Origin of the sequence: Glaesserella sp. (genome assembly GCF_041817755.1) — a bacterium.
Taxonomy (GTDB): domain Bacteria; phylum Pseudomonadota; class Gammaproteobacteria; order Enterobacterales; family Pasteurellaceae; genus Glaesserella.
This window is the reverse complement of sequence record NZ_JBGYBX010000018.1, coordinates 26,168-36,595: the sequence shown is the minus strand read 5'-3', so window position 1 is coordinate 36,595 and position 10,428 is coordinate 26,168. Positions and strand designations below refer to the sequence as shown.

Sequence of the window (10,428 nt, the reverse complement as noted above, 5' to 3'; positions counted from 1 at the left end):
CAATGGGTGATCGACAAAGTCAATCAAGCCGTTATCGACGTTTTACAACTTAAACCGCGTAAAACACTTGGCGACATCAAAATCGCTTGCTTAGGTTTGGCATTCAAGCCGGATATCGACGACTTACGTGAAAGCCCGGCGGTGAAAATTACCGAACAATTAGCGACCAAATACCCGAATCAAATCTTTACGGTAGAGCCGAATGTGGAGGTACTCCCGCCAAAATTAGCAGCCAAAGGCATTTCACTGATTGATCTCGACACCGCGCTGAACCAAGCGGACGTATTGGTATTATTGGTTGATCATAAAGAATTTAAAGAAGCTGTTTCCATTTCAAGCGAATCGATTGTAGTGGATACGAAGGGGATTTGGTAGGGCGCTCTTATATTTTTTACCACCGTATTCGGATAATTTTTAAATTTAATTTAGTGGTTTAGTAATGGATAAAATAGCTTTTAAAAGCAAATTAGCACAGGAAGGTATTTTCTTAGAAGATGCACAATTAGAAAAAATTGTGCATTTAATTGGAAATATTCCAGATAATTTGCAAGAAGAACAGCAAAAGCAAATTCAGCAATTACAGGATGAGCTGTATCATTTAAGGGTTGAAAAGAGTAAGTATCAAATTTTACTGACTCAACGTTTTCAAGATAGAAATAACCAAACAATTGCATATCAATTTGGTCGTTTGCTACTAGATTTTTTCAAAAATCCTATCCGTAATTTTATTACTCCAAATGATCTTTTATCAATTTATGGGCAATTCTTAAAGCGTAAAGAGAAGAAAAATGTTCTTACAACATTTGAAAAAAAATGTTTGGAATGGTTTTATCACCCAGAGAATGGAAAACAGATTGATGATACTTTTGAAAAACTAATTGATCAAAAAAGTCTTGCACCTGAAATCACTGTAAATAATAAATCTGTTCAACATAATCAGACTAAACCGCGTACTCCACTAAAATTAAGTTTTGCACATAAAAAAGCAAAAGAATTAAAAGTGGCGGTTATTTTAGATGAATTTAGCTTTAATTCATTTAAAGATGAATTTACCCCATTAGTTATTACACCAACGAATTGGAAAATAGTTTTTGCACAACAACGACCTGATCTATTTTTCTGTGAATCTGCGTGGAGTGGTAATGATAGTGTAAATCGCCCGTGGAAGGGAAAAATTTATGCCAGTGTAAATTTCAAAAAAGAAAATCGCACGGAATTACTCCAAATTTTGGATTATTGTAATAAAAATGGTATTCCAACAGTATTTTGGAATAAAGAAGATCCAACCCATTACCCTGATCGTGTTCATGATTTTGTCAAAACAGCTCAATTATTTGACTTTGTATTTACTACAGCAGAAGAATGTGTAGAAAAATATAAGCAAGAATATGGGCTTAAACACGTTTATGCATTACCTTTTGCAACAAATCCAACGGTATTTAATCCTATTGAAGACGGCAAAACAGAACGCACTAAAAATATCGTTTTTGCTGGTAGCTGGTATGCTTATCATATTGAGCGATCCAAGACTATGCATAAATTATTTGATTCTTTCTTGAGTAATGGATATGAACTAGAATTTTATAATAGATATTATGGGGATAGTGATCCAAATCATTTAATTCCTGAACAATATTTAAAATATGAAAAACCTAGTGTTCCGAATAAAGAAATAGGCAGAGTTTATAAATCAAGTATCTTCGGCTTAAATATGAATACTGTAATAGATTCAGACACAATGTTTGCTCGCCGTGTATTTGAATTGATGTCAAGTAATACATTAGTTTTATCTAATTACTCAAAAGGTATGGATAAAATGTTTGGTAAGAATGTTATCTTTTTAGATACAGAACCACAACGATTAAAGGCTTTAAATAAAGATGAAATTAATCGTATTCGTGAAGAAAACTTAAATAATGTCTTACAACATCATACTTACCAAAAACGTTTTGAAACTATCTTAAATGCTGTTGGAATTATTTATGATAAGGAACCGGAAAAAATTACTTTAGTAACTAAAGTTCATAACAGAGCAGAATTATTATCTGAAATTAGTCATTTCCATAAAGAATTCGGTAGTAAGCCTTACCGGTTATTACTCATTATGACGAAAGCATTTTCTGATTTGGATGTGGCGGAAATTTATTCCGAGTTCAATTATCAAAAAATAAATGTAGTAGCAGAGTCCTATATTGAACGATATGGTAATGAGCGTTCAATATATGTTGAGACACCTTATTTTATTTTAGTAAACAAATTACAAGAACTAAATCAACAGCAAATGGATAAAGCATTATTACATAGTAGCTATGTTACTGATGATTATATTTCGTTAACTCCATATAAAGAAAGAAAATATATTTTTGAGACAACAATGAAAATGACTAATGTCTTTGCACCTAAAAATAAATTTATGGAATCGATTACATTGTTTAATCAAACTGTTCAACAACGTATTTACTATATTTAAACAAGGAGGGAATCATGGATATTAGTATTATTATTCCTTGTTATAACGCAATAGGTAAAATTGAATCTTGTATTGCCTCTTTAGAAAATATCGAATACCCGACTTCACAATTCGAAGTGATTTTTATCGATGATTGTTCTAAGGATAATACGTTTCATTATTTAACTGAATTAGCTGAAAAATACTCTAATTGGAAAGTGTTACAAATGCCGCAAAATAGCGGTTCACCTTCAGAACCCCGTAATAAAGGAATACTGGAAGCAAAAGGGGAATACGTTTTTTTTCTAGATTGCGATGATGAAATATTAAACGATACGTTAAAAGAACATTTTCAACTGGCTAAGAAAAAGCATGCTGATATTGTTCGTGGCTATTTACTTGTTGATGACGGAAATAAGCGCTTCCCGGCTAATAAAATTCAAGAAGATTTAAATGGCTTGGATAAGCGTGAAATGATTGAAATAATTATTCGTAAGCAAAGCACGACTGTACCAAGTTTAATTAAACGGAGTTTATTAGAGAAATATAAGATTAAATGGAATTCAGATTTGCGCATGGGGGAAGATACTGTTTATTTATCCGATGTTCTTTCCGTAGCGAGAACTATTGTTTATATAGATCATCCTACATTTATTTATAATAAAAGAATAAATCTTGAAGCCTCATCAACTCAAACTTATGGCTCAAGGGAATTAAAAAATCATCTGACAGTATGGCAGACGGCGCAAGAAAAATTAGCCAAACAAAAAATAGATTATTACAGTATTCGCTTACAGGTAGGATTACAAACTGCGATACAATCAATGATTGCTTATAATCATTTTGATATTAGTGAAAGTGATTTCACCGCGTTGGCAGACTTTATTAATAAAAATAAAGCATTAATTACGACATTTAACTATAACGAAAGAATTAAAAGTGTACTAAATGAAGTATATGAGCGTAATTATATTGGCTTTTTAAATGCAATTAAACAAAGAATGGTGATTGCCGGTTATGATTTAAAATTTATTAAACCGATACTTCCTGAGTTGGAAAAATATTATCAAATTCGTATTGATGAATGGCGAGGTCATAATGCACACGATGAAAAACATAGTGAAAAATGTTTGAAATGGGCAGAGATTATTTTCTGTGAGTGGATGTTGGGTAATGCAATATGGTATAGCCACAGAGTAAAAGAGCATCAAAAACTTTTTATTCGTATGCACCGTTTTGAATTAACAACTCAATGGTTTAAGCAAATTGATTTTACTAAAGTCAATAGAGTGTTTGCCGTGTCACTTTATTTCTTTGAAAAATTGGTTGAATACACAAAAATTTCCCGCTCTCAAGCTTGTTTATTACCTAACTATTTGGATAGTAATCACTATGCCAAATCAAAAGATAAAGATAAATTATTTAATTTAGGGATTATTGGTATCTTGCCTTCTCGTAAAGGGTATTTAAATGCGCTGAAAATATTAAAAGAACTGGTAAAGAAAAATAAAAAATATCGGTTATATGTGTATGGCAAAATGCCGGAAGAGCTACCTTGGGTCAAAAATAATCCGGAAGAAATGGCATACTTTGAGGCTTGCAAGCGGTTCGTTAAAGAGAATAAATTGCAAAAAAATATAATCATCAAAGGCTGGGTAGATGTGAAAACAGAGTTAAAAAATATCGGGTTTATTCTATCGACAAGTGATAATGAAGAAATTCCGGAAAGTTTTCATATCGCACCTGCTGATGGTTTTTCAGCTGGCAATCAAGGGCTGTTGTTAAATTGGAATGGTGTAGAATATATCTATCCTGAAAAATATATCTTTAATTCAATACTAGAGATGGCAGAACATATTCATTCTCAACATTCAATGAATAAATTTGTTCACTATAATCAGCAAGGATTAGATTTAATACAAGATCGGTATTCAGTAGAGAATTTTGTGAAACTATTCCGTAAGCAAATACATATTTCTGCCGGTCGTTTCTCTTCAGCACCTTCATCCAAAAAAGAAGAGATTGTTGAACAAAAAATGATTGCTGAAATTCGTAATAAGAAATTGACGACAGATGGCATTATTATTGATTTACCTAAAGAAGCACAAAGTGATTGCAAATTGATTTTGGAATATAACTTGAAGCCTTCTGCTAATACTAGGGTTAATGCAGCTTTAGTTGCAATTAAATCAGTTAATACAGAATTCGTGCTGGGATTCAAACCATCCGATCTTAAAGAAATCGGTCTGTACAAATACCTGAATACAGTAGCTAATGAACAAAGCCATTTTTTAGAAATAATTTTATCTAAAAACAATGTGGTTGAACAATTAAGGATTATTTTATGGCAAAAAGATGCTGAGATTGAATTGATAAATGCTAATTTGATGAGATTTTAACTATTATAGAGGTTTTTTATGTATTTCATTGGACAAACTAGATTTAGCATATATATTCCAGGAAGTAATGTCTGGAATGTGTCTGGATTTTCGGAAGAAGAATACATTGCTCATCTGTTTTCAGATGAGCGTATGTCCGTTAGAGTAAAAATTTTTTCAGAAATATCAGTCCCATTAATGAATAAAATGAAAAAACAATATGATTTTCACCATATTGTCTCTTATTCATCAATCTTACCCCAAAAGTGGAAAAATATACTATTTAATTTACAAAAAAAATATCCTTTTTTATACTTATATGAAGTAGATTCAGAAAATGAGAATCCCTTTTGTTCAATCTTAAAAGGAAAAAAAAGTGGAACTGTAGCCTTCTTTCGTTTAGATGATGACGATCTGCTATCTATAAATTATCTGGATAATTTAGAAAAATATAATAAATTAGCTTATAGAAATATGGCTGTTTCTTTTGGGAAAGGTATTATTGCTTTTTATAAAGGAAATAATTATATAGATTTTAGAGATATTGTGCAGCAGTACCCTTCTATGGGTCAAGCCTATATAGGTTATTGGTCTGGTAGTAATTTAGAGTTACCACCAATGTACAGTCATCATAATTTGGATCAAAATATTCCTGTTATTGTAGATTCTGCAAATATAATGTATTTACAAACGTACCATAAACAACAAGATTCACACTATCGTTTTTCAAAAACAAATATCCACGAGATTTCCGTTGAGGCAGAATTATCTAAATATCCAAAAAATAAAAATTATGAACAATTATCAGCTTGTTTTCCTGTGTTGGATATGAGTATTAGAGAATTTTCAGATAAGATCACATCTTATTTTTCTTTATCTAACTTAGAAATCTCTAAAAAAGATATATCGATACCAATTCAAAAAAATAAAGAGAAGTGTTTATTTGAATTGGAGTATGAGATTATCTTATCTGAGCGGTTGGTGTCCCCCAAAGCTATATTATTCTCTTTTAAGTTTAATAAAAATATAACTGTTGAAACAGGATTGAGTTTTTCATCCTATAATGATATAGGTTGGTTCAAATATATTAGTGGATCTAATGGTATGGCTAATGGAATGTTATCATTTATTTTGGATAAACCAGCACAACTTACTGACTTTAGAATAATAATATGGGACGATAGATTTAAATCAATATCTATAAAATCTATTTGTATTTCTTAACTTTTAAGGTTTATATGATGTCAAAAATAACTTATCCCTTTATTGAAGATAAGAAAGGGAGAAAATTACATTATGTTTTAAGGTTTGCTGAAAACACCAAAAATGCTCGAACACTCTTTATTCTTCATGGTTTGGGATTCAGTGATATTCCCAGTAGCTTTAAAGATCCTAATTGGAATGTTGTATGTCCATTAGATAACTTTGGTTATAAAAATGAAGGTAGTTGGTTTTTGGGTGAAAATGGTGATTTCTTTGTAAAAGATCTTATGCTTCAATTAATAGAATATATTAAAAAAGAAACATGTTGTGATCGATTATATTTTTGGGGATCCTCTATGGGAGGGTATGCAGCTATTCTATACGGTTTACTTTGTGGAGCGGAAGCAGTGTTTGCGAATGTACCTCAGATTAAATTGAGAAACACTCAATATACAGATGATAATATTTCAATAAATAATTATTTGAATTTTGTTTTAGATAGAGATTTCCCTCATTGGATTGATCTGACTTCCTTGCTAGAAAGTACCGATAAAGGGAATTATCCTATATTTTTTATTACACAAACAAGATTTCATCCTTATAATTACCTAAAAGAGCATATATATTATTTTATCAATAAATGTAATGAAATGGAGGCAAATTACTTTTTAGAAATTGTTCCCAAGGTAGGGCACTTGATGTATCGTAATGTTGCGGAATCAATTAAATTACTTGATGAATATCAAGAGGATATTGAAAATTGGCTTGAAAAGAGAAAATTATATATCGATCATAAAAATAAACTTATCAGAGTATACAGAACATGTAATGATGATAATTCTATTGAAATTCAAATAACTATGAATTCAGATGAGAGCGTTGGTGAAAAAGATCTGCTATTATCTTTTAGCTATGAGTGTTTGAGACATCACGATGCCTCATACTATGGATTATTATCATCCCCAAACCAAGAAATAGGTTTTTTTAAGTACATTCCTACTAAACCTGGAATATATAAAAGTGTATTTACTATTCCTTTTCCAGATAATCAACAAGAATATATAGAGTTTTCGATAAGGGAGTTTTATCCTAAAGGGAAAACAAAGGTGAATGACATACATTATTACACTTTTAAAAAATAATTTATGTATTTGATATAATTTATTTCCGGGAGTGTGGCAGTGGAGATATTTTTTGTATTAGTTAAAAATGCTCTTATAATATTTTTTATTATTTGATACAAAACTCTTTTATGGGTACTTATCCCATAAATCTGTTAAGGATATAGGACGATAGATGTGTTTATTATTCAAACAAAAAAGAAAAGATTTGTTAAAATGAACTATAACTATTCTGAAAAATATGCCTATTCTGATTTTGAAGAAATGGACTATTTCAAATATATAGGAACCATACCTTTAACTATATAGTTTAGAGATTAAATTCGTAATACTGGAGAATATGCATTTATATTTTTTTCACTCAAGAATTTCATAAAAAAAGAAAAGTATCATTTTTGTAGGAGAGAGAAAATTGAAAAAGTAAAGAAGTAGCTCTTTGTTATGATATTGCATAATATATTTTAAAATAGTACCTATGATAATTTATAAGGACAAATTGTAAAATGAATAAAAGATCTATTAGATTGAAAGAATTTATCCCGAATCAAACGCGTTTTGTTTATTCTGATGGCTACTATGATAAATGCTCTAATTTGGAGAGAGGAATTAGTTACTATATAGAATCTGATAAAGATGGATTTATTATAACAGGTAATTACCACCTTAGTGATAAGAAAATTATTTTAATGGGTGATTCTTTTATAGAAAGCAATTTCATTAGTGCCGATAAAAAAACAAACTATTTATTGGAAAAATTATTTGTTGAGTCGGGACTTGATATTGAAGTCTTGAACGCGGGTGTATCAGGATCAACTCTTTTAAATTTACTGAACACCTTAATTAATAAGGTTATTCATATTAAAAGATCTTCAGAAAATGGGAAGGTTGTTATTATCTTATTTGTACCCTCAAATGATTCCAATGTACTTAGACTGCAGGAAAGTTATTGGAATAGTAGCCAATATTATTCTAATATTCTTCCAACTAGCGGGAAATTTCATCAACATAATCAGGTTAAGAGAAACAAAAATGATTTTATAAACATATTAAGAATTTTTAGTGAAGTATGTAAACTCTATGACATTCAACTTTTTGTAACTGATATTATGCATCGAAATGATGATTTAAATTATTATACCATTAATAGTTGGATAAAAAATATTTGTGATGAAAACCATATATCATATATTGATATTTCAAAGCAGATTTCATTGCATCAAGATTATTTTTATGACGAGAGACATCTACTCCCTAAAGGAGCATCGGTTCTTGCACAATTGTTATATGACAACCTCGTGGGACAATTGGGTTATATTTGCTCGCCTTATTTGTCAATAAAGAAATACGGAATTTGTCAAAATATGGATTTGACCAATAATGTTAATTATTCTGAGGAAATTCTAGTTAATGAGTACTCAGAAGTTTCTCTTTGGTTGAACCTCAAGGTGATAAAAAAAGAATCATATAATTCAATGTTGTATTGTATTGATTATCATCAGGATATCGATCCTAGTTTAACGAATTTAATATATAGCCAATTTGTTGGTTATTTTTCATATATTGGTTTGCAAAATGAAGGCTATAGCTCTTGCCAATTTATTAAAATTAATATACCAGTAGGCGTTAAAAAAATTAAAATCGGTATCTGTAGATGGAATCGGGATGCGAGTATTTATGTTTATAATGCAGAAGTGAAGTGTATTTCTAAATATCTTAATGCATAAATTAGTTGGTATATTTGATGAAATTCTATCTAATTAGCGATAATCTTACCCGTCACTCATTGCTTTTAGAGACGCTTGATCTTCGGGAATCTTGGTGGTTATACAACAAAAATAATTCTATTCTATTTGTCGAATCCACTTGGAACGGTTATAAAGATCGCTGGAAATACAAAATCGCCTCCTACCCCGATCATCCAAACCGTACCAATGAAAAATTGGTGCGGTTGGTGGAAAAAGCTAAGGACAAGGGGATTCCGACCGTATTTTGGAATAAGGAAGACGGGGTGCATTTCGATCGGTTTATTGATTCGGCAAAGCATTTTGATCATATTTTTACGGTGGATCAAAATTGTGTCGAACGCTATCGAGCGGTGGTGCCTGCGTCGACAACCGTCGATGTGGCGATGTTTCCCGTTCAGCCCCGTATTCATAATTATCAAGGGTTTCAGTTTAAGCATTGTGCGGCGAATTTTGTCGGGAGTTACAGTAAGCATGTGCATGATCAGCGTCGTGCCCGGCAAGAGATGTTATTTCGCGCCGCACAGCGCGCCGGGCTGCCGGTGACGGTGTTTGATCGGAATTCGGCACGTAAATCGGACAATTATCGCTATCCGCAAGCGGAATTCGGTTTGGATGTTCGTCCGACGCTCAATTATGAGCAAACGGCGGATATTTATCGCCAGTATGCGGTGTCACTGAATGTGAATACGATTGAGGATTCACCGACCATGTTTTCCCGCCGTGTGGTGGAAATTTTGGCATGCGGGGGTATTTTGGTTTCTACGCCGAGTTTGGCATTGAATACGTTATTTAAGGAATATTGCCATATCGTACATAGCGAAGATGAGGCGGCGGCATTGTTTGAGCGGCTGAAATTCGGTCCGTCGGCACAAGATTTGGAAAGGGCAAGAGCCGGGGCGGACTTTGTGTTGAATCGGTTTACGTGGCGCCATTTTTTAACCCAAATAGAAGAGGTTATTGGGCGGCGAATGTAGGGCGTACAGCGTACGCCCTCTAGTGGTAGGTTTTAATAAATTTTTGGTATGCTTGTAAAAAGGCTTCGAAATCTTCCAATCCGCAAAATGCGAGACTTTCTTCATTATAAAAATGAAAACCTTCTTCCAACTGATCGAGATCGTCAAAATCCATGTCGATATTGTTGGCTTTTACCATCACTTCGTCGGCATTCAAATATAGGCTGTATTCATGGCCTTCTAAAATCCATTCGTAATAGTTTGATGCATGTGTGCGACATTTTTCGATTTCCCGAAAGATGTCGTTCAGATCTTTCGGATTTGGGGTGATTTCGGTATTTAACCAGCGGGCAAAGGCTTCATGTTCCATTGAACATTTGGCGATAACGCCGTGCATGGTGTGGGTAAATTGGTATTCCATAATAAGTTCCTCTTTAGTTGCAAGCGGTGCGATTCTGTGATTTTTTTGCAAATTATTAAACGAAACATACCGCTTGTTGTACATCCCTTCTTTGAGGGAAGGGATCGGTAAAAATAAGGTGTAGGGCAGTATAACCTATTTTCTCCGAAATGACTTCT

General features: G+C 32.2%; 8 protein-coding genes. 7 read left to right on the top strand and 1 reads right to left on the bottom strand.

Going from position 1 to position 10,428, the window contains the following annotated elements; translation table 11 throughout:
• The 7 genes from ACEYKX_RS01790 to ACEYKX_RS01760 all read left to right on the top strand — a co-directional run.
• The coding region (locus ACEYKX_RS01790) for a UDP binding domain-containing protein (protein WP_373780374.1) at nt 1-375 on the top strand (375 nt) is incomplete at its 5' end.
• A gap of 64 nt (nt 376-439) precedes the next feature.
• A complete protein-coding gene (locus ACEYKX_RS01785) occupies nt 440-2,470 on the top strand; it encodes a glycosyltransferase (protein ID WP_373766535.1) in 2,031 nt (676 codons plus the stop codon).
• Between the two features lie 14 nt (nt 2,471-2,484).
• Nucleotides 2,485-4,848 carry a glycosyltransferase gene (locus ACEYKX_RS01780; protein WP_373766536.1) on the top strand — a complete coding sequence of 788 codons (2,364 nt, stop codon included), beginning with the start codon at nt 2,485-2,487 and terminating at the stop codon, nt 4,846-4,848.
• An 18-nt stretch (nt 4,849-4,866) separates the two neighbouring features.
• Entirely contained in the window at nt 4,867-6,051 is a 1,185-nt protein-coding gene (locus ACEYKX_RS01775; RefSeq protein WP_373766537.1) for a glycosyltransferase, read from the top strand.
• Nucleotides 6,052-6,068: 17 nt separating this feature from the next.
• Nucleotides 6,069-7,172: an alpha/beta hydrolase family protein gene (locus ACEYKX_RS01770; protein WP_373780373.1), complete on the top strand. Its 1,104-nt coding sequence runs from the start codon at nt 6,069-6,071 to the stop codon at nt 7,170-7,172.
• 482 nt (nt 7,173-7,654) lie between these two features.
• A complete protein-coding gene (locus tag ACEYKX_RS01765) occupies nt 7,655-8,875 on the top strand; it encodes an SGNH/GDSL hydrolase family protein (RefSeq protein ID WP_373766539.1) in 1,221 nt (406 codons plus the stop codon).
• A gap of 17 nt (nt 8,876-8,892) precedes the next feature.
• Nucleotides 8,893-9,870: a glycosyltransferase gene (locus ACEYKX_RS01760; RefSeq protein ID WP_373766540.1), complete on the top strand. Its 978-nt coding sequence runs from the start codon at nt 8,893-8,895 to the stop codon at nt 9,868-9,870.
• Between the two features lie 19 nt (nt 9,871-9,889).
• On the opposite strand, the gene ACEYKX_RS01755 is transcribed toward ACEYKX_RS01760, so the two are convergent.
• Nucleotides 9,890-10,270: a YacL family protein gene (locus tag ACEYKX_RS01755; protein ID WP_373766541.1), complete on the bottom strand. Its 381-nt coding sequence runs from the start codon at nt 10,268-10,270 to the stop codon at nt 9,890-9,892.
• Between the last annotated feature and the right edge of the window lie 158 nt (nt 10,271-10,428).

Bases quoted from the DNA above. Each gene is read 5' to 3' on its own strand.
- ACEYKX_RS01785 (WP_373766535.1), top strand. From the start codon at position 440: ATGGATAAAATAGCTTTTAAAAGCAAATTAGCACAGGAAGGTATTTTC.
- ACEYKX_RS01760 (WP_373766540.1), top strand. From the start codon at position 8,893: ATGAAATTCTATCTAATTAGCGATAATCTTACCCGTCACTCATTGCTT.
- ACEYKX_RS01775 (WP_373766537.1), top strand. From the start codon at position 4,867: ATGTATTTCATTGGACAAACTAGATTTAGCATATATATTCCAGGAAGT.
- ACEYKX_RS01780 (WP_373766536.1), top strand. From the start codon at position 2,485: ATGGATATTAGTATTATTATTCCTTGTTATAACGCAATAGGTAAAATT.
- ACEYKX_RS01770 (WP_373780373.1), top strand. From the start codon at position 6,069: ATGTCAAAAATAACTTATCCCTTTATTGAAGATAAGAAAGGGAGAAAA.
- ACEYKX_RS01755 (WP_373766541.1), bottom strand. From the start codon at position 10,270: ATGGAATACCAATTTACCCACACCATGCACGGCGTTATCGCCAAATGT.
- ACEYKX_RS01765 (WP_373766539.1), top strand. From the start codon at position 7,655: ATGAATAAAAGATCTATTAGATTGAAAGAATTTATCCCGAATCAAACG.